Source organism: Rathayibacter sp. AY1D9 (genome assembly GCF_002932395.1).
Taxonomy (GTDB): Bacteria; Actinomycetota; Actinomycetes; order Actinomycetales; family Microbacteriaceae; genus Rathayibacter.
The window spans coordinates 15,163-36,296 of sequence record NZ_PSVQ01000021.1 but is presented as its reverse complement, the minus strand read 5'-3'; the positions used below and the strand labels follow the sequence as shown (position 1 = coordinate 36,296).

Here is a 21,134-nt window from a genome sequence, read left to right as displayed (position 1 = left end):
GGCGTCCGGTGGGTCGAGCCCGGCACAGGCGGGGCCCGTCCCGCGGATCGTGCTGCGAGACGGGCCCTGCCGGTGGGACTACTTGATCGACTCGATCGCGGTGGCGACGGTCGAGGCGAGCTCGGAGCTCAGGGGAGCGGAGCCGGCCTGAGCGGCGGCGGCCTCCTGGCCCTCCTCGCTCGCGACGTAGGAGGCGAAGGACTTGACGACCTCGCCCTTGTCGGCGTCCGCGTACTCCTGGCACACGATGAGGTAGCTGACCAGGACCATCGGCCAGGCGTCCGCCTCGGTGCCGGTGCGGTCGATCTTGATCGCGAGGTCGTTGTCCTCGCGGCCGTCGGCGATGGGCGAGGCGGCGACGACCGCCGCGGCTCCGTCGGCCGAGATGGTCGAGAACGCGTCGCCGACCTTCAGCTGGGCCATGTCCATGCCCTGGGCGCCGGACTCGTCGGCGTAGCCGATCGTGTTGGTGCCGTTCTTGACCGCGTCGACGACACCCGAGGTGCCCTTGGCGCCGTCACCGCTCTGGTACGGGAAGGTCTGCGCGGCGGGAGCGTCCCAGACGTCGCTCGCGGTGGCCGCGAGATAGTCGGTGAAGTTCTGCGTGGTGCCCGAGTCGTCCGAGCGGTGCACGGAGGTGATGTTCGCCGACGGGAGGGTCGCGTCGGGGTTCAGGGCCTTGATCTCCGGGGCGTCCCAGGAGGTGATGGTGCCCTTGAAGATGCCAGCGATGGTGGCCGCGTCGAGCTTGAGCTCGTCGACGCCCTCCACGTTGAAGATGACCGCGATCGGCGAGATGTAGACCGGGAGGTCGATCGCCTTGGTGTCGGGGGCGCAGGCGGCGAAGGTGCCTGCGAGCTCCTCGTCCTTGAGCGCGGAGTCGGAGCCGGCGTAGTCGGCGGCGCCGTCGATGAAGTTGGTGCGGCCGGCGCCGGAGCCCTGCGGGTCGTAGTTGACCGTGACCTCGGGGTTCGCGGTCTGGAACGCGGCGGCCCAGGTGGTCTGCGCGGTGCCCTGAGCGGACGAGCCGATCCCGGTGATGGTGCCGGAGAGCGTGGAGGTGGTGGCGGAGCCGGAGCTGCCGCCTGCGGCCGGTGCCTCGTTGGCAGCGCAGGAGGTCAGCGTGATCGCTGCGACGGCGGCGACGACGGCCGCCTGGCCGAGACGCGAGAATCTCACAAGTATCCCTTTCGGGTAGGAAAGCGTGGAAAACAGAACAGGGCCTGGTGCAGCCCGCGAGCGAGAGTACGGAGGGGTCGTGTCCTGGCACCGACCGCTCGGTGAACGCGCGGTGAACGGGTCCGCCTCGGGGATTGCGGAGCGACGGGGCGGCGGGGAAGGCGCGGTGCGTCCGGCGGGTCCCGGCGGCGCGACCGGCTTGGTGCGGACGGACCCGTCGAGCCGGTCACGCAGCGCGCCCGGGCGGTCAGGCCAACGGCGTGTGCGTCTCGATCGCTACGATGCCGGATCCGGGATGACCGGTGGAGAGGTGCACCACGGCGAAGCCCCCGGTCGGGAGCGCTGCCGCCTCGTCGAGGTAGGCGCCGAGAGGGGTCGCCGTGGCGAGGGCGATCTCGCGCAGGATCTCGGGGATCACCGGCCGGTGGCTGCAGAGGACGGCGGTGCGGCGGGCGCGGACCCGCTTGCCGACCAGGGCGCGGACGTCGGCGGTGCCCTGCTCGTGCGCCTCCTGGCTGAGGTCGTCGCGCAGCTTGACCGGCTTCCTGACCAGACCGGACAGCGGGGCGATGGTCGACCGGCAGCGCTTGGCGGTGCTCGAGACGAGGCGGCGCGGGCGCCAGGCGGCCACGGCCTGAGCGGCGGCAGCGGCCTCGACCCGGCCGCGCCCGGTGAGGCGGCGGGTGGAGTCGCGGCCGTCCCAGGAGGAGGCGGGCACCGCCTTCGCGTGCCGCAGGACCACGATCGCGAAGGTCTCGAGCGCACCGCGTGCGGCTATCCGGGCGAACTCGTCGACGATCGTCACGTCGTGCGGATAGGTCAGGTAGCTCCGGGCCCGCTTGAGCGTCACCCACTCGAGCGCCTCGACCTCGTCGTTCGGGAGGAAGTCGGACGCCAGGACGGCCTTCTCGGTCACCTGCGCCGCCCAGTAGTAGACGGCCTTCGGGCGCCCGCTCGGCAGCGTGTACTCGGTGCACCCCAGCGGCACCCCGAGCGCCACCGAGAGCCCGGTCTCCTCGCGGATCTCGCGGACCGCGGTCTCCGGGAGGGACTCGCCCGCGTCGACCTTGCCCTTGGGCAGGCTGACGTCCCGGCGGTGCGGCCGGTGGATCACGAGGATGTGCGGGCGGCCCTCGATGATCCGCCAGCACACCGCTCCTGCTGCGTAGACGGTGCCCGTCACGGGCGTCAGCGGCTGGAGGCCCGGTTGGCGGACCGTGTCGCCGCGCGCTTGCGATGGGTGATGTGCTGCATCAGCTGGTTCTGGAGGTCGGCGAGCGGAGCGCCCTCCTCGTCGAGGTGGTGCCGCGTCCAGTCGCCGTCCGGGCCGAGCCACCAGGAGGCGGTCCGCTCGTCCATCGCCCGCTCGAACATGTCGTCGATCTCGCTGAGGTGCGCCGGCTCGACGATCCGCACCAGAGCCTCGACGCGGCGGTCGAGGTTGCGGTGCATCATGTCGGCGCTGCCGATGAAGACGTCCGGCTCGCCGCCGTTGACGAAGCTGAAGATGCGGGAGTGCTCGAGGTAGCGGCCGAGGATCGAGCGCACGCGGATGGTCTCGGAGAGCCCCTCCTGGCCTGGCTTCAGCCCGCAGATGCCGCGCACCCAGACGTCGACCGGCACGCCGGCCTGGCTGGCGCGGTAGAGCGCGTCGATCACGGACTCGTCGACGATCGAGTTGACCTTGATCCGGATGCCCGAGGGCCGCCCCGCGCGGGCGTTCTCGGTCTCGGCGGCGATCCGCTTGAGCAGGCCCTTCCGCAGGTGGCGCGGCGCGACGAGCAGGCGCTTGAACTTCTTCTCGATCGCGTAGCCCGAGAGCTCGTTGAACAGACGCGTGAGGTCCTTGCCGACCTCGGGGTCGGCCGTCAGGAGTCCGAGGTCCTCGTAGATGCGCGAGGTCTTCGGGTTGTAGTTGCCGGTGCCGATGTGGGAGTAGTGGCGGAGCACTCCGCCCTTCTCCTGGCGGATGACGAGCGCGAGCTTGCAGTGGGTCTTCAGCCCGACGAGCCCGTAGACCACGTGCACGCCCGCCTTCTCGAGCTTGCGCGCCCACGAGATGTTCGCCTGCTCGTCGAAGCGCGCCTTGATCTCGACCAGGGCGAGCACCTGCTTCCCCGACTCGGCCGCGTCGATGAGCGCCTCGACGATGGGGGAGTCGCCGGAGGTGCGGTAGAGCGTCTGCTTGATCGCGAGCACGTCCGGATCGGCCGCCGCCTGCTCGAGGAACGACTGCACGCTCGTCGCGAAGGACTCGTAGGGGTGGTGCAGGAGCACGTCGCCGCGGGAGACCGCCTTGAAGACGTCCTGCCGCTGGTTGGGCTCGCTGGGCGAGAGCTGCACTGCCGTCGTCGGGACGTGGTTGGGGTACTTCAGGTCCGGGCGGTCGATCTTCTGCAGGCTGAAGAGCCCGCTGAGGTCGAGCGGGGCCGGGAGCTTGTAGACCTCCTGCGTCGTGATGTCGAGCTCGCGGACCAGCAGGCCCAGCGTCTCGTCGTCCATGTCGTCGGTGACCTCGAGGCGGATGGGCGGGCCGAACCGGCGGCGCAGCAGCTCCTTCTCGAGGGCCTTGATCAGGTTCTCGGTCTCGTCCTCGTCGACCTCGACGTCCTCGTTGCGCGTCACCCGGAACACGTGGTGGTCGAGGATCTCCATGCCGGGGAACAGGTCGTCCAGCTGGTTGGCGATCAGGTCCTCGAGCGAGATGAACCGCATCGGCTCGCCCGGCGCCGCGACTCCGGCGATCCGCACGAAGCGGGGGAGCATCTGCGGCACCTTGAGGCGCGCGAACTCGACCTTCTGCGTCTTCGGGTTCCGCACCCGCACCGAGAGGTTGAGCGAGAGGCCGGAGATGTAGGGGAACGGGTGCGCCGGGTCGACCGCGAGCGGCATCAGCACCGGGAACACCTGGGCCGAGAAGTAGTCGTCCAGCACGGTGCGCTCGGCGTCGCTCAGCTCGTCCCAGCGGACGAGGTCGATGCCGCCGTCGCGCAGGGCGGGCTCGACGAGCTCCTTGAACGCTCGGGAGTGGCGCTGCTGCAGCAGGTGCGCCTTCTCCGAGATGTCGGTCAGCACGTCGACCGGCACGCGGCCGATGTTCGTCGGCAGGGCGAGCCCCGTGAGGATGCGGCGCTTGAGGCCGGCGACCCGGACCATGAAGAACTCGTCGAGGTTGGACGAGAAGATCGCCAGGAAGTTCGCCCGCTCGAGCGCCGGAACCAGCGGATCCTCCGCGAGCTCGAGCACGCGCTGGTTGAACGCGAGCCAGCTCAGCTCCCGGTCGAGGTAGCGGTTGTCGGGGAGGAGCGGGTCCGAGTGCTCCTCCTCGTCGTCGAAGTCGTCGTCGAGGTCATCGCTGAGACCGTCTTCGAGAAGCAGGTTGTCGCCGTCCATGCGACCATCCTGGCACCGCGCCCGTCCGCTCCGCGCCGCCGCTCGTGAATGCCGGATGAACGGGGCCGGGGGAGGCCCTGTGGAGGAGTGCCGGCTCAGCGCAGCGGCGCGGCGCGCTGCAGGTACTGCACGTCGACGGAGGCGTCCGTGAACCCGAGCGAGCGGTAGAGCGCCACCGCCGACCGGTTCTCGGCCTCGACGTAGAGGTCGGCCGCGGTGCAGCCGCGCTCGAGCATCCGCGCGAGCCCGGCGTTCAGCAGGGTGCGGCCGAGTCCCCGTCCGGCCGCCTCGGGGGCGACCCCGAGGACGTAGATCTCGCCGGTCGTCGATCCGGGCTCGATCTTGAGCCAGTCGTATCCGAGGAGCGTTCCGTCGACGTCGCGGAGCAGGAGGAAGTCGCCCTCGTCGAACCACGGCTCGGCGCGGCGGGCCGCCAGGTCCTCCTCCGTCATCCGCCCCTGCTCGGGGTGCGCGGCGAAGATCCGCGCGTTCAGGGCGATCCACTCGGCCGGAGCGAGGTCGCGGGCGTCCGAGAGGACGACGCCCTCGGGGACGCGGACCTCGGGGGCGGCGAGCGGCTCGAGCTCGAGGTGCAGGAGGGTGCGAACCGGTGCGAAGCCGTGGGAGGCCGCGAGGGCCCGGGCGGCGGGGTGGTCGCCGTGCGCCCAGGCGAGCAGGCCCGTCCGGCCGCTCGCGAGGACCTGCTCCAGGGTCGCGGTGCCGAAGCCGACCCCGCGCCACTCCGGATCGACGACGAACTCCAGCTCGCCCTGCCCGAGGATCGCCGCCGCCACGACCACGTCCGCGCGCAGCCCCACGAGGAGGGTGCGCGAGCCGGCCCGGGCGTCGACGAGCGTCTGGTCGCTGAAGGGGGGCTGGTGGTCGAACCAGGCGGCGCGCCCGATCAGGTGCTCGAGGCCGGCCGCCACCGCGGGATCGGCCAGGTCCTCAACGGACAGGTTGAGCGACTCGCTCATTGTCCTCTTCGTACACGTTGAAGCGGTATCCGACGTTGCGGACCGTGCCGATCAGCGACTCCAGGTCGCCGAGCTTCGCGCGGAGGCGCCGCACGTGCACGTCGACCGTGCGGGTGCCGCCGAAGTAGTCGTAGCCCCACACCTCGCTCAGCAGCTGCTCGCGGGTGAAGACGCGCGAGGGGTGCGTGGCGAAGAAGCGGAGGAGCTCGAACTCCTTGAAGGTGAGGTCGAGCGGGCGCCCGTGCACCTTGGCGGAGTAGCTGGCCTCGTCGATCACGACGCCCGACGCCTGGATGCGCGAGGTCGACTGCTCCTGCGCCAGCCGGCCGATCACCAGGCGGATGCGGGCGTCGACCTCGGCGGGGCCGGCCGAGTCGAGGATGACGTCGTTGACGCCCCAGTCGGCCGAGACGGCCGTGAGCCCGCCCTCCGTGAGGATCAGGATGAGGGGGACGTTGATGCCCGTGGTCGTGAGGATCTTGCAGAGCGACTTGGCGCTGGCGAGGTCCTGCCGCGCATCGACCAGGATCAGATCGCAGCTCGGGGCGTTCACGAGCTGGGCGGGCTCCGCGGGGATCTGCCGGGTTCGGTGGCTGAGGAGCCCCAGTGCGGGGAGCACCTCGGCGCCTCCCGCCGAGGTCAGTATCAACAACTGCGCCACGGATCCTCCAGAACTGGTCTGCCCGCAATACTAGCGGCGGGCCGGGAGGGGCGTCCGCCTGGGGCACAATTGTCGGATGGGCAGGGATCGGGTGGGCATCGGAGTCGTCTGGGCGCTCGCACTCGCGGGCTCCGTGCTGACTCTGGCGATCGCCGCTCCGGAGTCCCGGCAGCTCTGGCTCGCGCTGACGTTCGGCGGCTGCGTGCTCGCGACCTTCGCGGTGCAGCTCGCCGTGGCCCGCGCCGAGGGGTACCTCCTCCGCGCGATGACGAGCATCGTCGGAGCGATGGCCGTGGTCGCGGTTGCGAGCGGGATCGCCCTCCTCCTCCCCGCCTGAGCGGTCGCGCCGTCCTGTCCCGAGCACCCGGATCCGCACCGCCTGAGCGGCCGCGTCCGCCCCGCCCCGGCGTCGGAGGCGGCGGGTAGGATGAGCGCATGCTTCTCGCCCTGGAACTCTTCTACCTCGGTCTGCTCGGGCTCGCCTCCCTCGCCATCGCGTGGGTCTCCGGCGTGGTCGTCTACAAGCTCTACCGCGGCCAGCGCTAGCCGCCGCCGGAGCCCGAGTGATCTCGCTTCCGTCGGGCCTGCCGCCCGAGCTCGTCCCCCTGTCCTGGCTGCTCGGCGTCTGGGAGGGCTCGGGCGTCATCGACTACACGATCGGCGACGACTCCGTCCAGGCCGAGTTCGGCCATCGCATCAGCTTCAGCTACGACGGCCTCCCGTACCTCAACTACAACTCCTACACGTGGCTGATCGAGGAGGGCGCCGAGGAGGCGCCCCGGCCGCTGGTCACCGAGACCGGCTACTGGCGCCTCAGCCGCGCTCTGACCGACTCCGACGCCGGCCCGGGAATGCTGCCCGGCCGCGGCGCACCCGCCTTCCCCGACGCGGAGTCCGTCGAGACTCTGCGCAACGCCGCCGGCGGGTTCGACATCGAGGTCTCGCTCGTGCACCCGGACGGGGTCAGCGAGCTCTACCTCGGTCAGGTCAAGGGGCCGCGGATCGACCTCGCGACCGACGCGGTGATGCGCACCGCCGCGGCGAAGGACTACGCCGCCGCCACGCGCCTCTACGGCCTGGTCGACGACCACCTGCTCTGGGCGTGGGACATCGCCGCGCTCGGCCAGGGCCTGCGGACCCACTCCTCCGGACGGCTCGCCCGTGTCGACTGACGCGCCCTCCCCGCTCCTGGCCGCCCCGGGCGCCGTCGCGACGACGAGCGCCGCCGAGCCCGGCGTCGCCGCCCACTACGGCGAGCCCTTCCGCGAGCAGCGCGCTCTCGCCGCGGGCACCGCGCTCGTCGACCTCTCCGGCCGCGGCGTCGTGACCGTCACGGGGCCGGACCGCCTCACCTGGATCGACTCGCTCACCAGCCAGGCCGTCTCGCGCCTCGCTCCCGGCGCGTCCGCCGAGACGCTCCTGCTCGACCCGACCGGCCGGATCGAGCACGTCATCCGCCTCGTCGACGACGGCGAGACCGCCTGGCTCCTGCTCGACCGCGACGAGACGGCCGGCCTGGCCGCCTGGCTCGACCGGATGCGCTTCATGCTCCGCGTCGAGGTCGCCGACCGCACCGACGACTTCGCGACCCTCGCCGTCCTCGGCGACGGGCCGGCCCTGACGCTCGCCCTGTCCCTGGCCGAGGAGCCCGTCGTCTGGAGCGACCCGTGGTCGCTGGTCCAGCCGGGCGGCTGGCAGTACGCGCTGACCACAGAGCACCCCGGGGCCTCCTGGGAGCTCCGCGAGGTCCTGGTCCCGCGAGCGGCCCTCGAGGCCCTCGCGGAGACGGCCGTCGGGGTGGGAGTGGCCCTCGCCGGGGTCGACGCCCTCGAGGCCCTGCGCATCGCCGCCTGGCGCCCGCGCCACGCGACGGAGGTCGACGAGCGGTCCATCCCGCACGAGCTCGACCTCCTCCGCTCGAGCGTGCATCTCGCCAAGGGCTGCTACCGGGGCCAGGAGACGGTGGCGAAGGTGCACAACCTCGGGCACCCGCCGCGGCGCCTGGTCCTGCTGCAGCTCGACGGCTCCGACTCGGTCCTCCCCGCCCACGGCGACGTCGTCACGGCGCTCAAGGGCGGCGAGCCGGTCGAGGTCGGCACGGTCACCTCCAGCGCCTGGCACTACGAGGACGGACCGGTCGCCCTCGCGGTCGTCAAGCGGAGCGTCCCGGTGGACCTCGAGCTGACCGTGCTGGCCGGCGACTCGCGCGTGGCCGCGGCCCAGGAGGTCGTGGTCCCGCCCGGAGCCGGAGCGGAGGCGGGAGTGCCCCGCCTGCCCCGCCTCGGGGCGACGACCAGGTAGGCCACGCCGTGGTGGCCGCACGTCCCGCCGAGCGGGGCCGGGCGGCCGAGCGGCTGCGCGGTCTCGTCCGGACCCCCGAGCTGAGTCCCGCGCGCGCCCTCGCCCGCGCGGGGGCGTCGCTCCCCGCCGTGCTGCAGATCGTGCTCGCGGCGACCCTCGCCTACTCCGTCGCGCACTTCCTCCTCGGGCACCCCGCGCCGGTGCTGGCGCTGACGGCCACGATCTCGAGCCTCGGCATCGCGCGCGACACCCGCCCCAAGCAGGTGGCCGAGACAGCGACGGGGATGCTCATCGGCATCACGGCCAGCGAGGTCCTGCTCCTGCTGTGGGGGAGCGGCGTCTGGCAGCTCGCCGTCGTCCTCGCGATCGTCTTCACGCTCGGCCGGGCCCTCTCGCCCTCGCCGGGGTTCGCGGTGGCCGCCGGGACCCAGGCGATGCTGGTGATGGTCCTCCCTGCGCCGGACGGAGGCGTCTTCACCCGGAGCGTCGACGGCCTGATCGGCGGGCTCGCGGCGCTGCTCTGCACGGCGATCGTGCCCCGCCCGCCGCTGCGCACAGCGCGGGCCGAGGCGCACCGGCTCCTCACCGCGCTCAGCCGGACCGTGGAGGAGCTGGCCGAGGCGCTCCGCCGGGGCGACTCCTCGGCGTCCACCGCAGCCCTCGAGCGGATCCGCGGGACGCAGCCGGTCATCGACGGCTGGACCGCGGCGCTCGACTCCGCGACCGGCGTCGCCCGGATCTCGCCGTTCGTCCGCCGGCACCGCGGCGAGCTCTCCCGCCAGGCCGTGATGCTGTCCGCGCTGGACCTCGCGACCCGCAACCTGCGCATCGTCGCGCGCCGCACCGACTTCCTCGTCCGGGACGGCGCCCCGCGGCCGGAGCTCGCCGGAGCGGTCGCCGCCCTCGGCCCGGGCATCGCGCTGCTCGGCCGCGCGGTCGCCGATCCGTCGGTGCTCGCCCTGGCGCGTCAGGACATCGTGCTGCTCGCGACCACGCTCGACCCCCAGCGGCTGATCCCGGAGGCGCGCCTCGCCGAGAAGACGGTGCTCGTCCTGCTCCGCCCGCTCGTCGTCGACCTGCTCACGGCGACCGGCGCCGCTCCCGCCGAGGCGCGGGCCGCCCTGCCCCCGCTCGCCTAGGGCTCAGGAGGTCCGGTGCTCAGTCGGGCGCTCAGGAGGAGGGGGCGACCGCCTCCCACGCGACCGTCACCTCGCCCAGGCGCCAGCGCCGCGGCCCGCCGAGGACCGGCCACTCCGGCCGGAGGTCCCGGACCGCCGCGATCCAGCGCTGACCCGGACCGTAGACGGCGAGAGGGGCGTTCAGCGTCCACGCCCGCTCGAGGGAGGAGAGGAAGGCGTGCACGCCCTCGCCGGGCACGTTGCGGTGGATGAGGGCCTTCGGCAGGCGCTCGGCCGCCGTCATCGGCGAGGGGATCGCCGCGAGCCGGAGCGAGAGGGTCAGCGAGCGCGGGCCCTCCCGGCCGACCTCGATCCAGGTGCAGATGCGGCCGATCTCGTCGCAGGTGCCCTCGACCAGGACGCCGTCGGGCTGCAGACGGTCCGTCATCGTCGCCCAGGCTCCCTCCACCGCGTCCTCGTCGTACTGGCGGAGCACGTTGAAGGCGCGGATGACGCCCGCCCGCCGCCCCGCGGGCAGGGGCACCTCGAAGCCGCCGCGCTCGAAGCGCACGCGCGCGTCCGCGGGGAACGGCGTGCCGCCCTCCCTCACCCGGGCGAGCTGGCGCCGAGCGGTGTCGACCCGTGCGGGCTCGATCTCGAGGCCGAGCACCTCGACGTCGGGCGCGGCCCGGACGAGCCGGCGGTGCAGCTCGAGCGTGGTGACCGCGCTCGCCCCGAAGCCGAGATCGACGACGAGCGGGGAGGCGGTGCTGCGCAGGACGGGCAGCTCGGCGAGCCGGCGGTCGACCCGGCGGAGGCGGTTCGTGCCCGTCGTTCCGCGGGTGACGGCTCCGATGGGCATGCTCTCCAGCGTATCCGCGGGCGAGGGGGCCGCCTCTAAGCTGGACGCATGTCCGAGACCTACACCCTCATCCTCGTGCGCCACGGCAACAGCGAGTGGAACCAGAAGAACCTCTTCACCGGCTGGGTCGACGTGCGCCTGACCGAGCAGGGAGTCGCGGAGGCCACCCGCGCCGGCGAGCTGCTGACCGAGGCGGGCCTGCACCCCGACATCGTCTACACGTCGCGCCAGACGCGTGCGATCCAGACCGCCAACATCGCCCTCGAGGTCGCCGACCGCCTGTGGATCGACGTCAAGCGCTCCTGGCGCCTCAACGAGCGCCACTACGGCGCCCTGCAGGGCAAGGACAAGGCGCAGACCCTCGCCGAGTACGGCCCCGAGCAGTTCCAGACCTGGCGCCGCTCCTTCGACGTGCCGCCGCCCCCGCTCGACGACGACGACCAGTACTCGCAGGCGCACGACGAGCGCTACGCCGACCTCGGCGACGCCCTGCCCCGCACCGAGTCGCTGAAGCTCGTGATCGAGCGGATGCTCCCGTACTGGGAGTCCGACATCAAGCCGGACCTCGCCTCGGGCAAGACCGTCATGATCACCGCGCACGGCAACTCCCTCCGCGCGCTGGTGAAGACCCTCGACGGCATCTCGGACTCGGACATCGCGGAGCTCAACATCCCGACCGGGATCCCGCTCGTCTACGAGCTGAACGAGGACTTCGAGCCCATCGGCGAGGCGCGCTACCTCGACCCCGAGGCCGCGGCCGCCGGTGCCGCCGCCGTCGCCGCCCAGGGCGCCAAGAAGTAGCACCGCGCCGCACGCGCGAACGGCCCGCCCGAGTCCTCGACTCCGGCGGGCCGTTCCCGTAGCCCCGGAGGCGGAGCGCACGGACACGTCCGGCCCGCAGGAGACGCTCGTTCCTGCGGGCCGGACGGTGAGACGGGCCGGAGCCCGAGGTGTCGACTAGGAGTAGTCGCCCGAGATCAGGTACTGGACCTTCTTGGCGATCGACACGGCGTGGTCGGCGAAGCGCTCGTGGTAGCGGCTGGCGAGGGTCGCGTCGACGGTGTCGGCGGCCTGGCCCTTCCACGCCTCGCTGAGCACCTTGTCGAAGACGCTGACGTGCAGCTCGTCGATCTTGTCGTCCTCGTCGCGGATCTCCTCGGCGATGCGCGGGTCCTGCGAGCGGAGCAGGTCGGTCAGCTTGTGTGCTACGACCACGTCGAGGCGGCCCATCTCGACGAACGTCGGACGCAGGCTCTTGGGGACCACCTTGTCGGGGAAGCGGTAGCGCGAGAGCTGGGCGATGTGCTCGGCGATGTCGCCCATCCGCTCGAGCGACGCGCTGATGCGCAGCGCCGAGACGACGATCCGCAGGTCGCGGGCGACCGGGTTCTGCCGGGCGAGGATGTCGATCGCGAGCTCGTCGAGGCTGATGGCCAGCTCGTCGATGCGCGCGTCGCTCGCGATGACCTCCTCCGCGAGGGTGACGTCGGAGTGGTTGAACGCCTGGGTCGCCTTCTCGATGGCGATCTCGACGAGTCCGGAGATCTCGACGAGTCGTTCCTGGACCTCGGCCAGCTCCTGCTGGAAAACTTCGCGCATCTGTGTTCGACCCTCTCTACGGCGCGCGCGGACGACGGCGCCGGATCTGCGGCGAGCACCTCGCACGCCGCTGCGACTGCACTCCGTGGGCGCAGGCGCAGTCATGATGACCACGGCAGGTTAACGGACGGTGCCGGGCGTTTGAACAGTACTCGACCCCCGGAGGATCGACGGGAGTCCGGTAGGGGGACGCCCGGTGGATGGTTAGCCTGGGTCCGTGGATTCGGGCTTGATCGTGGTTCTGTCGCTCGTTCTCGGTGTCGCGATCGGGATCCTTCTGACGACCGTGCTCACGCTCGCCGCCCGCCAGGGCCGCATCGCGCAGGACGTGATCTCGGTCGGGCTCCCCGAGGGGATCGAGGCGATCATCGACGCCGTCGGCTCGCCCGCCTTCGTGACCGACCCGTCTCACAACGTGCTGAAGGCGTCCACCCGCGCCGTCGCGCTCGGCCTGGTCTCGCAGGACACGCTGCTCCACCCCGACCTCGCCGCCATCGTCGACCGCGTCCGCCGCTTCGGCGACGACATCGTCCAGGACCTCGAGCTCGCGACCAGCCCGCTCTCCGACGCCGCCGTGACGCTCGTCGTCCACGCGACCCGCCTCGGCTCCCGCTACGTCCTCGTCATCGCCGAGGACCACACCGAGGCGCGCCGGCTCGAGGCCGTCCGCCGGGACTTCGTCGCCAACATCTCCCACGAGCTGAAGACCCCGATCGGCGCCGTCGGCCTGCTCGCCGAGGCCCTCGACTCCGCCGCCGACGACCCCCAGCAGGTGCGCCGCTTCGCGCACCGGCTGACCCAGGAGTCGCACCGCCTCGCGAAGATCACGCGCGAGATCATCGAGCTCTCCCGCCTCCAGGCCGCCGACGTCGCCGGCTCCGCCGAGATCATCCGCGTCGACGACGTCGTCACGGCGGCGCTCGAGACCACCCACGTCATGGCGGAGTCGCACGACGTCACCCTGGTCAAGGGCGGGATGAAGAAGGCCTACGTCGTGGGGCAGGAGAAGATGCTCGTCTCGGCGCTGCACAACCTCCTCGCCAACGCCATCCAGTACTCGCCCGCAGGCTCCCGCGTGGGCATCGGCGTCCGCTCCACCGGCGGAGTCGTCGAGATCGCCGTCACCGACCAGGGCATCGGCATCCCGGAGGAGGACCTCGACCGGGTGTTCGAGCGCTTCTACCGCGTCGACCAGGCCCGCTCCCGCCACACCGGCGGCACCGGCCTCGGCCTCAGCATCGTCAAGCACGCCGTGCAGAACCACGGCGGCGACGTCCGCGTCTGGTCCAAGCCCGGCCGCGGCTCCACCTTCACCATCCGGCTCCCCGAAGCCGACCCCGCCCGGACGCCCTTCGCGGCGACCGCCCCGATAGGAGAACACGCGTGACCAGCATCCTGCTCGTCGAGGACGAGAGCGCCCTCAGCGAGCCCCTCAGCTACCTGCTCGAACGCGAGGGCTACGACGTCACCGTCGCCGAGGACGGCAACCGCGCCGTCGCCGCCTTCGACGAGGGCGACTACGACCTGATCCTCCTCGACCTCATGCTGCCCGGCATGCCCGGCACCGAGGTCTGCCGCGAGATCCGCACCCGCTCCTCCGTCCCGATCATCATGGTCACCGCCAAGGACTCCGAAGTGGACATCGTCGTCGGCCTGGAGCTCGGCGCGGACGACTACGTCACCAAGCCCTACTCCACCCGCGAACTGCTCGCCCGCATCCGCGCCGTCCTCCGACGCCGCACCGAGGAGCCCGGCGAGGAGCGGATCGTCGTCGCGGGCCCCGTCCGCATGGACATCGAACGCCACACGGTCGAAGTCGACGGCGTCGAGACCCCGATGCCCCTCAAGGAGTTCGAGCTCCTCGAGATGCTCCTCCGCAACGCGGGCCGCGTCCTCACCCGCGGCCAGCTCATCGACCGCGTCTGGGGGAGCGACTACTTCGGCGACACGAAGACCCTCGACGTCCACGTCAAGCGCATCCGCTCGAAGATCGAGAAGACGCCGAAGGAGCCGGTGCTCCTGGTTACTGTCCGCGGCCTCGGCTACCGCTTCGACGCTTGATCGCGGGCCCTGGCGGGGCGATCTGCGGCGTTGTCGTCGGTTGCGATACCGCTGGTATCGCGCCCTCCTCCGCCTTGCAGCTCACCCCGCCAGGACCCGCGATCAACCCTGTGCTGGAGGGGTGAAGTGCGGGGCCGTCGCTGCGCGACGAGCCGCGGGGTGGGGCCGTCGCTGCGCGACGAGCCGTCGATGGTGGGGCCGTCGCTTCGCGACGAGCCGGGCGGGGGCGTCGCTCAGGGCGTGGTGCTCGAGTGGTCGGCGTATCAAGACCCGCGCAGCCGGACGTCGCCCGCCTGGTGGTCGAGTAGCCGGCGGAGCGGGTGTGTCGAGACCTGCGGGGACGACGAAGGGCCGCCCACCGGGGTGGACGGCCCTCGAGGGCGGAGGGGGCTACTCCGCGGCGGGAGCGTCGACGCCGGGCTCGGCGGTCGGAGTGGGGAGCGCGGTCCGGGCGGGGTCGGCCGTCGGGGTGACGGTCGGCGTCGCGGAGGGCGCGGGGGTCAGCGTCGAGTAGGCCTCGAGGGCGTTCGTCAGGACGGGGACGAGGAGCTCCTTGCCCTGCTCGGAGCCGTACTGGAAGTAGACGGGGAGCAGGCCGCCGGGGATTGTGTCGATGTCGTCCATCTGGACGGCCTCGGTGCTGTCGGGGCGGACCTCGGTACGGCCGGGGACGGCGTCGACGGTGTCGCTGGTGCGGCCCGCGGAGCCCTCGTACTGCACCTCGACGCTCAGCGCCTCATCGGTGGAGTTCACGAGCGTCACGATCAGGGTGCCGGCCTCGCCGTCGTCCGAGACGATCATCGCGTTGCGGATGGCGAGATCGCCGATCGTCGCGCCGACTCCGTCGCTCGGGTCGTAGATCTTGCGCGTCGCCTGCGGGGCGACGAGGTTGCAGCCGGCGGTAGCGAGGGCGACGCCGACCGCGAGAACGACGGATGCAGCGATACGCGCCTTCACAGGAACCTCCAGATCGTCGGCCCCGCTCGCCCCGGACAGGGCGACTTCACTGTGCACGAGCCGACACCAGGCTAGCGTAGCGAGCACCGCGGCTCCGCCCGTCCGGACTCCCTTCCCGCTCGGCGCGCATGGTAATCTGTCCGCCGCTGAAAGGACGTCGCATGCAGTTCGAGGTCGGAGAGACGGTCGTCTACCCCCATCACGGAGCCGCCACGATCGCCGAGGTGAAGACCCGGACGATCAAGGGCCAGGAGAAGACGTACCTGAAGCTCCGCGTCGCGCAGGGCGACCTCGTCATCGAGGTGCCCGCCGACAACGTCGACCTGGTCGGCGTCCGCGACGTCATCGGCCGCGAGGGCGTCGAGCGCGTGTTCGAGGTCCTGCGCGCCGAGGTCGTCGAGGAGCCGACCAACTGGTCGCGCCGCTACAAGGCCAACCTCGAGAAGCTCGGGTCCGGAGACGTCGTCAAGGTCTCCGAGGTCGTCCGCGACCTCACCCGCCGCGACCGCGACCGCGGCCTCTCGGCGGGGGAGAAGAGCATGCTCGCCAAGGCCCGCCAGATCCTCGTCTCCGAGCTCGCCCTGGCCGAGAAGACCGACGAGGACGCCGCCTCCGTGCTCCTCGACGAGGTCCTCGCATCCTGAACGGTCCGGCCGGCGCGCCGACCGCGGCCGTCGTCGTCGTCGCCGCCGGCAGCGGCACGAGGCTCGGCCGCGAGCGCCCCAAGGCCTACGTCGACTGCGCGGGGAGGACGATCCTCGAGCGCAGCCTGCGCACGGTGCTGCTGCTCGCGGAGCCGGTCCAGATCGTCGTCGTGGCTCCCGCCGCCCTCCTCGAGGAGACGGCCGCTCTGACGCACGCCGCCGGAGCCCCGGACGGCTCCGTCAGCGTCGTCGCCGGAGGCGCCAGCCGCCAGGAGTCGGTCGCTCGAGGGCTCCGGGCGCTCGGCCCGGCCGTCGAGACGGTGCTCGTGCACGACGCCGCCCGCGCCCTCACGCCCGTCGACCAGTTCGAGCGGGTGATCGCGGCGGTCCGGGAGACGGGCGGCGGAGTGATCCCGGGTCTGCCGGTCACCGACACGATCAAGCGCATCCGCGCCGACGGCGGGATCCTCGGCACGGTGGACCGCTCCGAGCTCGCCGCGGTGCAGACGCCGCAGGGCTTCCCGCGCGCGCTCCTCGACGAGGCCTACGCCTCGGCGGAGGAGGACTTCACCGACGACGCGGCGCTCCTCGCCTCGCGCGGCGGTCCCTCGATCGTCGTCGCCGGCGACCCGCTCGCCTTCAAGATCACCACCCCCTGGGACCTGGCCCGCGCCGAGCAGGTGCTCGCACCGCCGCCCGCCGTCGTCGTGCCGCGCGTCGGCATCGGCACGGACGTGCACGCGTTCGACGACGCGTCGCCGCTCTGGCTCGCCGGGCTCCACTGGCCGGGGGAGCGGGGCCTGTCCGGGCACAGCGACGGCGACCCGGTCGCCCACGCGATCTGCGACGCGCTCCTGGCGGCGGCGGGTCTCGGCGACATCGGCTCCCGCTTCGGCACGACCCACCCGCGCTTCGCGGACGCCCACGGCGAGGTCTTCCTCCGCGCGACCCGCGAGCTGGTGGAGGCCGCCGGCTTCGCCATCGGCAACGTCTCGGTGCAGCTCATCGGCAACCGCCCGAAGTTCTCGCCGCGGCGCGAAGAGGCGCAGAGGCTGCTCTCGGAGCTGCTCGGCGCACCGGTCAGCGTCGCCGCCACCACCTCGGACGCGCTGGGCTTCACCGGCCGGGGCGAGGGGGTCGCCGCGACCGCGACGGCACTCGTCCTCCCCACCCCCGCTGTCGCCCGGTAGTCCCCGGGCGGAGCCGCCGACCCGGCCGGGAGCGGTCCGCCCGGTAAACTCGCCCGCGTGACTCTGCGACTGCATGACTCGAAGGCCCAGGCCCTCGTCGATTTCGTCCCCCTCCGCGAGAACGAGGTCGGGATGTACGTCTGCGGACCCACCGTTCAGTCCTCGCCCCACATCGGGCACCTGCGCTCCGCCCTCGCCTACGACCAGCTGCGCCGCTGGCTGGCGTACCGCGGCTTCCAGGTCACCCTGGTGCGCAACGTCACCGACATCGACGACAAGATCCTCGCCATCGCCGAGGACGCGCGGCGTCGGGTGCCCGAGGGCGCGCCGGTCGAGCAGTGGTGGGCGCTCGCCTACCGCGTCGAGCTCGAGTTCACCGCCGCGTACACGGCCCTCGGCATCCTCCCGCCGACCTACGAGCCGCGCGCGACCGCGAGCATCGCCGAGATGATCACCCTCATCCAGACCCTGATCGAGCGCGGTCACGCCTACCCGGCGCCCGACGACTCCGGCGACGTCTACTTCGACACGCGGTCCTGGCCGGACTACGGCTCGCTCACCCACCAGCGCCTCGAGAGCATGGAGGCGGCGACCGACGCCGACCCGCGCGGCAAGCGCGACCCGCACGACTTCGCTCTCTGGAAGGGCGCCAAGGCGGAGGAGCCCGAGTCGGCCGCCTGGGCCTCGCCGTGGGGCGCCGGGCGCCCCGGCTGGCACATCGAGTGCTCCGCGATGTCGACGAAGTACCTCGGCACCCAGTTCGACATCCACGGCGGCGGGCTCGACCTGCGCTTCCCCCACCACGAGAACGAGCTCGCCCAGTCCAGCGCCGCCGGCCACGCCTTCGCCAGCTACTGGCTGCACAACGGTCTCGTGTCCGTCATCGGCCAGAAGATGAGCAAGTCGCTCGGCAACTCGGTGTTCGCCTCCGAGCTGCTCGAGGCGGCCCGCCCGCTCGTCGTCCGCTACTACCTCGGCTCGGCCCACTACCGCTCCACCCTCGAGTTCCACGACGGGGCCCTCGAGGAGGCCGAAGCGGCGCTGGAGCGGATCGAGGGCTTCCTCGAGCGCTCCCGCCGCCGCCTCGACGGCACGCGGTTCGCCGCGCTCGGCGAGCCGGTGGTCCCGGAGGAGTTCGCCGAGGCGATGGACGACGACCTGTCCGTCCCGCAGGCCATCGGCGTCCTGCACGAGACCGTGCGCGCCGGCAACGCCGCCCTCGACGCCGAGGACCTCGGCTCCGTCTCGGCCCTGCGCACCCAGGTGCTCGCGATGGCGGCCGTGCTCGGCATCGACCCGGAGGCGCCCGAGTGGGCGCGCTCCGACGACGAACCCTCGTACCGCGCGCTCAGCGTGCTGGTCGACCGCCTGGTCGCCGAACGCCAGACCGCGCGCGAGCAGCGCGACTGGGCGAGCGCCGACCGCATCCGAACCGATCTCGCCGCGGCGGGAATCACGATCGAAGACACCCAGACGGGTGCGCATTGGAGTCTCGATGGCGAATAAGCCCGGCCGCCCCGGAGCGGTCCGAAAGAAGAGCAAGGGCAAGGCCGTCGGTTCCGGCGGTCAGGGCCGTCAGGCCCTCGAGGGCAAGAAGCCCACGCCCAAGGCCGAGGACCGGCCCTACCACCCCGCAGGCAAGGCGAAGCTCGCGCGCGAGCGCTTCGTCGCCGCAGGCGGCAAGGGCCGCCCCGGCGGAGCCCTCTCCGCGGCCGCCCGCGGACAGGGGCGCCCCGCTCCGTCGCGCAAGCCCAAGAGCGGCGACGACTTCGAGATGGTGACGGGCCGGAACTCGGTCCTCGAGGCGTTGCGCGCCAGCATCCCGGCCACCACCCTCTACCTCGCGACCCGCATCGAGATGGACGACCGGGTCAAGGAGGCGCTCAAGATCGCCACCGCCCGCGGCCTTCCCGTGCTCGAGGTCATGCGCCCGGAGCTCGACCGCCTCGCCGGCCCCGACTCCGTGCACCAGGGCCTCGTGCTGAAGGTGCCGCCCTACGAGTACGCCCACCCGAGCGACCTGCTCGAGCGCAGCGTCTCCCGCGGAGCGGTCCCCCTCCTCGTCGCCCTCGACGGCATCACCGACCCGCGCAACCTCGGAGCGATCATCCGCTCCGTCGCCGCGTTCGGCGGCCAGGGCGTCATCGTCCCGCAGCGCCGCTCCGTGGGCCTCAACTCCGCCGCCTGGAAGACCTCCGCCGGAGCCGCCGCGCGCATCCCCGTCGCGATGGCGTCCAACCTCACCGCCATGATCAAGGACTTCAAGCGCGCCGGCGTCTTCGTCATCGGACTCGACGGCGACGGCGACGTGATGCTGCCCGGCCTCGAACTCGCCGACCGGCCGCTCCTCGTCGTCGTCGGCAGCGAGGGCAAGGGCCTCTCCCGCCTCGTCACCGAGCAGTGCGACGCCGTCGTCTCCATTCCGATCAGCTCCGCCACCGAATCCCTCAACGCCGGGATCGCGGCGTCGGTCGCGCTCTACGAGATCTCCAAACTCCGCTCCGCCTCCGAGTAGCGCGGGCGCTGGCACGGCGATCTGCGGCGTTGTCGTCGGGCGCGATACCGCCGGTATCGCTTCCTCCTCCGCCTTGCAGCTCACCGCGCGGGCGCCGGCGCGGCGATCTGCCGCGTTGTCGTCGGGCGCGATACCGCCGGTATCGCTTCCTCCTCCGCCTTGCAGCTCACCACGCCGGCACCCGCGCTACGGGTCTGGATGTCAGGGGCGCCGCCTGCGGCGAGCGAGCCGGGGGAATGCGAAAAGGGCCCGTGCTGATGGCACGGGCCCTCTTGCGGTGGTGGGGGGTCAGACGTTCTTCGTCCAGTCGACGTCGGCGTCCTCGTCGGTGAGCTCGGCGTCGCCGGACTCGTCGAGGACGAGGTTCGGGAGGGTCAGCGCCTCGGTGGGAGGAGCGATGACCGTCGCCTCGTCGCGGCGGTGACGCAGGATGTCGTTCACGTAGGCGGTGACCGCCTCCGCCAGGGGGACGTCGCGCGCCTGCTGCTGCGACATGAACCAGCGGTGCTCGAGCAGCTGGTGGAACATCTCGGCCGGCTCCAGGCGGCCCTTGAGATCACGGGGGATCGAGCGGATGACCGGCTCGAACACCTGCGCCAGCCACTCGTGCGCCACCATCTCCTCGTCCAGGCCCTGCTTGTCGTAGGTCGCCGTGTACGAGTCGAGGTCGTTGAGCAGGCGCCGCGCCTGGTTCTCCTGCGCGTCCAGCCCGGTGAGACGGAGCAGCCGCCGCTGGTGGTGGCCGGCGTCGACCACCTTCGGCTGGATGCGCACCGTCGACCCGGCCTCGTCGGTCTTGATCGCGAGCTCCTCGATGTCGAAGCCCAGCTCGTTCAGCCGGTTCACGCGGTCGTTGATCCGCCAGCGCTCCGACGTCGCGAACGACTCGGCACCGGTCAGCTCCTTCCAGAGGCTGCGGTACGCCGCGACGATGCCGTCGGAGACCGTGATCGGGTCGAGGTCGTCGTCGACGCGACCGCCGGCCTCGAGGTCGAGCAGCTCGCCGGCGATGTTGACGCGGGCGATCTCCAGATCGTTCTCGCGCTGGCCGTTCGAGAGGCCGCCCGAGTAGAGCTGCCCGGTCTCCGCATCGACCAGGTAGGCGGCGAAGGCGCCGGCATCGCGCCGGAAGAGAGTGTTCGAGAGCGAGACGTCGCCCCAGAAGAAGCCGATCACGTGCAGGCGGACCAGGAGGAGCGCCAGCGCGTCGACCAGACGGGTCGCCGTGTCCGGCCGCAGCGTCTGCGAGAAGAGCGCCCGGTAGGGGAGCGAGAACTTGAGGTGACGGGTGACCAGCACGGCGGGCAGGGCCTCGCCCTCGTCGTCGGTGCGGTTCGTGATCACCGCGCCCGGAACCACGCACGGCACGTCGAGGCGCTGCAGCGTCTTCAGCATCTCGTACTCGCGCCGCGACATCTCGGCGGTCGTCTCCTTGACGGCGACGACGTGACCGGAGAGGTGGGCGAAGCGGACCGTGTGCCGCGAGATGCCCTTCGGCAGGGCGGCGATGTACTCGTCGGGCCAGTCGTCGAGCCGCAGGTTCCACGGCAGGTCGAGCAGGGCCGGGTCGACGGTGGCCGAGGTGATGTTCAGGGAGCCGGACATGGTGCGCCGTTCGTGTCGCGTGTCGGACGGTGGGGGAGCCGCAGACGACGCTGCCGCCGCCCTGGAGGGGAC

Annotated in this window: 20 protein-coding genes; 11 read left to right on the top strand and 9 right to left on the bottom strand. The window is 72.2% G+C overall.

Annotated elements, in window-relative coordinates; all coding sequences use genetic code 11:
• Window positions 1-78: 78 nt before the first annotated feature.
• The 5 genes from pstS to C5C50_RS10260 form a co-directional block, all read right to left on the bottom strand.
• Window positions 79-1,179 carry a phosphate ABC transporter substrate-binding protein PstS gene (gene pstS / locus C5C50_RS10280; RefSeq protein WP_104224704.1) on the bottom strand — a complete coding sequence of 367 codons (1,101 nt, stop codon included), beginning with the start codon at window positions 1,177-1,179 and terminating at the stop codon, window positions 79-81.
• A gap of 247 nt (window positions 1,180-1,426) precedes the next feature.
• A complete protein-coding gene (locus tag C5C50_RS10275; RefSeq protein WP_104224703.1) occupies window positions 1,427-2,362 on the bottom strand; it encodes an NUDIX domain-containing protein in 936 nt (311 codons plus the stop codon).
• A gap of 5 nt (window positions 2,363-2,367) precedes the next feature.
• Complete coding sequence (locus tag C5C50_RS10270; protein ID WP_104224702.1) at window positions 2,368-4,572, bottom strand: RNA degradosome polyphosphate kinase; 2,205 nt, start codon at window positions 4,570-4,572, stop codon at window positions 2,368-2,370.
• Window positions 4,573-4,667: 95 nt separating this feature from the next.
• On the bottom strand, window positions 4,668-5,549 hold the full coding sequence (gene mshD, locus C5C50_RS10265; RefSeq protein WP_104224701.1) for a mycothiol synthase: 882 nt from the start codon (window positions 5,547-5,549) through the stop codon (window positions 4,668-4,670).
• Window positions 5,521-6,210: a winged helix-turn-helix domain-containing protein gene (locus C5C50_RS10260; protein WP_104224700.1), complete on the bottom strand. Its 690-nt coding sequence runs from the start codon at window positions 6,208-6,210 to the stop codon at window positions 5,521-5,523. Before C5C50_RS10260 ends, mshD begins: the two co-directional genes overlap by 29 nt.
• Before the next feature lie 76 nt (window positions 6,211-6,286).
• On the opposite strand from C5C50_RS10260, the gene C5C50_RS10255 reads away from it, so the two are divergent.
• The 4 genes from C5C50_RS10255 (at window position 6,287) to C5C50_RS10240 (ending at window position 9,650) form a co-directional block, all read left to right on the top strand.
• The gene (locus C5C50_RS10255) at window positions 6,287-6,547 is read left to right on the top strand and encodes a hypothetical protein (RefSeq protein ID WP_146076503.1); all 261 of its coding nucleotides are present in this window, start codon (window positions 6,287-6,289) and stop codon (window positions 6,545-6,547) included.
• A 226-nt stretch (window positions 6,548-6,773) separates the two neighbouring features.
• Entirely contained in the window at window positions 6,774-7,382 is a 609-nt protein-coding gene (locus C5C50_RS10250; RefSeq protein WP_104224698.1) for an FABP family protein, read from the top strand.
• Window positions 7,372-8,511 (top strand): folate-binding protein YgfZ, encoded by a 1,140-nt coding sequence (locus tag C5C50_RS10245; protein ID WP_104273394.1) that lies wholly within the window; start codon window positions 7,372-7,374, stop codon window positions 8,509-8,511. The genes C5C50_RS10250 and C5C50_RS10245 overlap by 11 nt, the downstream gene beginning before the upstream one ends.
• Before the next feature lie 8 nt (window positions 8,512-8,519).
• The gene (locus C5C50_RS10240; RefSeq protein ID WP_104247690.1) at window positions 8,520-9,650 is read left to right on the top strand and encodes an aromatic acid exporter family protein; all 1,131 of its coding nucleotides are present in this window, start codon (window positions 8,520-8,522) and stop codon (window positions 9,648-9,650) included.
• A gap of 31 nt (window positions 9,651-9,681) precedes the next feature.
• Here the strand turns inward: C5C50_RS10240 and C5C50_RS10235 are convergent, their stop codons facing one another.
• Window positions 9,682-10,491, bottom strand: a complete 810-nt coding sequence (locus C5C50_RS10235; protein ID WP_104261013.1) for a class I SAM-dependent methyltransferase — start codon at window positions 10,489-10,491, stop codon at window positions 9,682-9,684.
• Window positions 10,492-10,539: 48 nt separating this feature from the next.
• Here C5C50_RS10235 and C5C50_RS10230 point away from each other — a divergent pair, with 48 nt between their 5' ends.
• The gene (locus C5C50_RS10230) at window positions 10,540-11,292 is read left to right on the top strand and encodes a phosphoglyceromutase (RefSeq protein WP_104224694.1); all 753 of its coding nucleotides are present in this window, start codon (window positions 10,540-10,542) and stop codon (window positions 11,290-11,292) included.
• Between the two features lie 156 nt (window positions 11,293-11,448).
• Here C5C50_RS10230 and phoU read toward each other — a convergent pair whose 3' ends face one another.
• A complete protein-coding gene (gene phoU, locus C5C50_RS10225) occupies window positions 11,449-12,090 on the bottom strand; it encodes a phosphate signaling complex protein PhoU (protein WP_104224693.1) in 642 nt (213 codons plus the stop codon).
• Window positions 12,091-12,307: 217 nt separating this feature from the next.
• Here phoU and C5C50_RS10220 point away from each other — a divergent pair, with 217 nt between their 5' ends.
• Together C5C50_RS10220 and C5C50_RS10215 are read left to right on the top strand one after the other, a co-directional pair.
• A complete protein-coding gene (locus tag C5C50_RS10220; protein ID WP_104224692.1) occupies window positions 12,308-13,477 on the top strand; it encodes a cell wall metabolism sensor histidine kinase WalK in 1,170 nt (389 codons plus the stop codon).
• Window positions 13,474-14,151, top strand: coding sequence for a response regulator transcription factor (locus tag C5C50_RS10215; protein ID WP_104227263.1), 678 nt, complete (start codon window positions 13,474-13,476; stop codon window positions 14,149-14,151). Before C5C50_RS10220 ends, C5C50_RS10215 begins: the two co-directional genes overlap by 4 nt.
• Before the next feature lie 390 nt (window positions 14,152-14,541).
• On the opposite strand, the gene C5C50_RS10210 is transcribed toward C5C50_RS10215, so the two are convergent.
• Window positions 14,542-15,108, bottom strand: a complete 567-nt coding sequence (locus C5C50_RS10210) for a hypothetical protein (protein ID WP_104273393.1) — start codon at window positions 15,106-15,108, stop codon at window positions 14,542-14,544.
• A gap of 161 nt (window positions 15,109-15,269) precedes the next feature.
• Here C5C50_RS10210 and C5C50_RS10205 point away from each other — a divergent pair, with 161 nt between their 5' ends.
• Genes C5C50_RS10205 through rlmB form a run of 4 tightly spaced genes read left to right on the top strand, consistent with a single transcriptional unit; the run spans window position 15,270 to window position 19,457 of the window.
• A complete protein-coding gene (locus C5C50_RS10205; RefSeq protein WP_104224589.1) occupies window positions 15,270-15,752 on the top strand; it encodes a CarD family transcriptional regulator in 483 nt (160 codons plus the stop codon).
• A complete protein-coding gene (gene ispD, locus C5C50_RS10200; protein ID WP_181127862.1) occupies window positions 15,746-16,942 on the top strand; it encodes a 2-C-methyl-D-erythritol 4-phosphate cytidylyltransferase in 1,197 nt (398 codons plus the stop codon). Before C5C50_RS10205 ends, ispD begins: the two co-directional genes overlap by 7 nt.
• Window positions 16,943-16,999: 57 nt before the next feature.
• Complete coding sequence (cysS, locus tag C5C50_RS10195; RefSeq protein ID WP_104247688.1) at window positions 17,000-18,448, top strand: cysteine--tRNA ligase; 1,449 nt, start codon at window positions 17,000-17,002, stop codon at window positions 18,446-18,448.
• Window positions 18,438-19,457 carry a 23S rRNA (guanosine(2251)-2'-O)-methyltransferase RlmB gene (gene rlmB / locus C5C50_RS10190; protein WP_104224591.1) on the top strand — a complete coding sequence of 340 codons (1,020 nt, stop codon included), beginning with the start codon at window positions 18,438-18,440 and terminating at the stop codon, window positions 19,455-19,457. The genes cysS and rlmB overlap by 11 nt, the downstream gene beginning before the upstream one ends.
• Window positions 19,458-19,745: 288 nt before the next feature.
• Here the strand turns inward: rlmB and C5C50_RS10185 are convergent, their stop codons facing one another.
• Window positions 19,746-21,062: a DUF4032 domain-containing protein gene (locus C5C50_RS10185; RefSeq protein ID WP_104226481.1), complete on the bottom strand. Its 1,317-nt coding sequence runs from the start codon at window positions 21,060-21,062 to the stop codon at window positions 19,746-19,748.
• Window positions 21,063-21,134 lie beyond the last annotated feature (72 nt).

What these genes read in the sequence shown, in the direction of transcription:
- C5C50_RS10255 (WP_146076503.1), top strand. Translation starts at nt 6,287, where the DNA reads ATGGGCAGGGATCGGGTGGGCATCGGAGTCGTCTGGGCGCTCGCACTC.
- C5C50_RS10230 (WP_104224694.1), top strand. Translation starts at nt 10,540, where the DNA reads ATGTCCGAGACCTACACCCTCATCCTCGTGCGCCACGGCAACAGCGAG.
- C5C50_RS10185 (WP_104226481.1), bottom strand. Translation starts at nt 21,062, where the DNA reads ATGTCCGGCTCCCTGAACATCACCTCGGCCACCGTCGACCCGGCCCTG.
- C5C50_RS10205 (WP_104224589.1), top strand. Translation starts at nt 15,270, where the DNA reads ATGCAGTTCGAGGTCGGAGAGACGGTCGTCTACCCCCATCACGGAGCC.
- C5C50_RS10235 (WP_104261013.1), bottom strand. Translation starts at nt 10,491, where the DNA reads ATGCCCATCGGAGCCGTCACCCGCGGAACGACGGGCACGAACCGCCTC.
- C5C50_RS10270 (WP_104224702.1), bottom strand. Translation starts at nt 4,572, where the DNA reads ATGGACGGCGACAACCTGCTTCTCGAAGACGGTCTCAGCGATGACCTC.
- mshD (WP_104224701.1), bottom strand. Translation starts at nt 5,549, where the DNA reads ATGAGCGAGTCGCTCAACCTGTCCGTTGAGGACCTGGCCGATCCCGCG.
- phoU (WP_104224693.1), bottom strand. Translation starts at nt 12,090, where the DNA reads ATGCGCGAAGTTTTCCAGCAGGAGCTGGCCGAGGTCCAGGAACGACTC.
- rlmB (WP_104224591.1), top strand. Translation starts at nt 18,438, where the DNA reads ATGGCGAATAAGCCCGGCCGCCCCGGAGCGGTCCGAAAGAAGAGCAAG.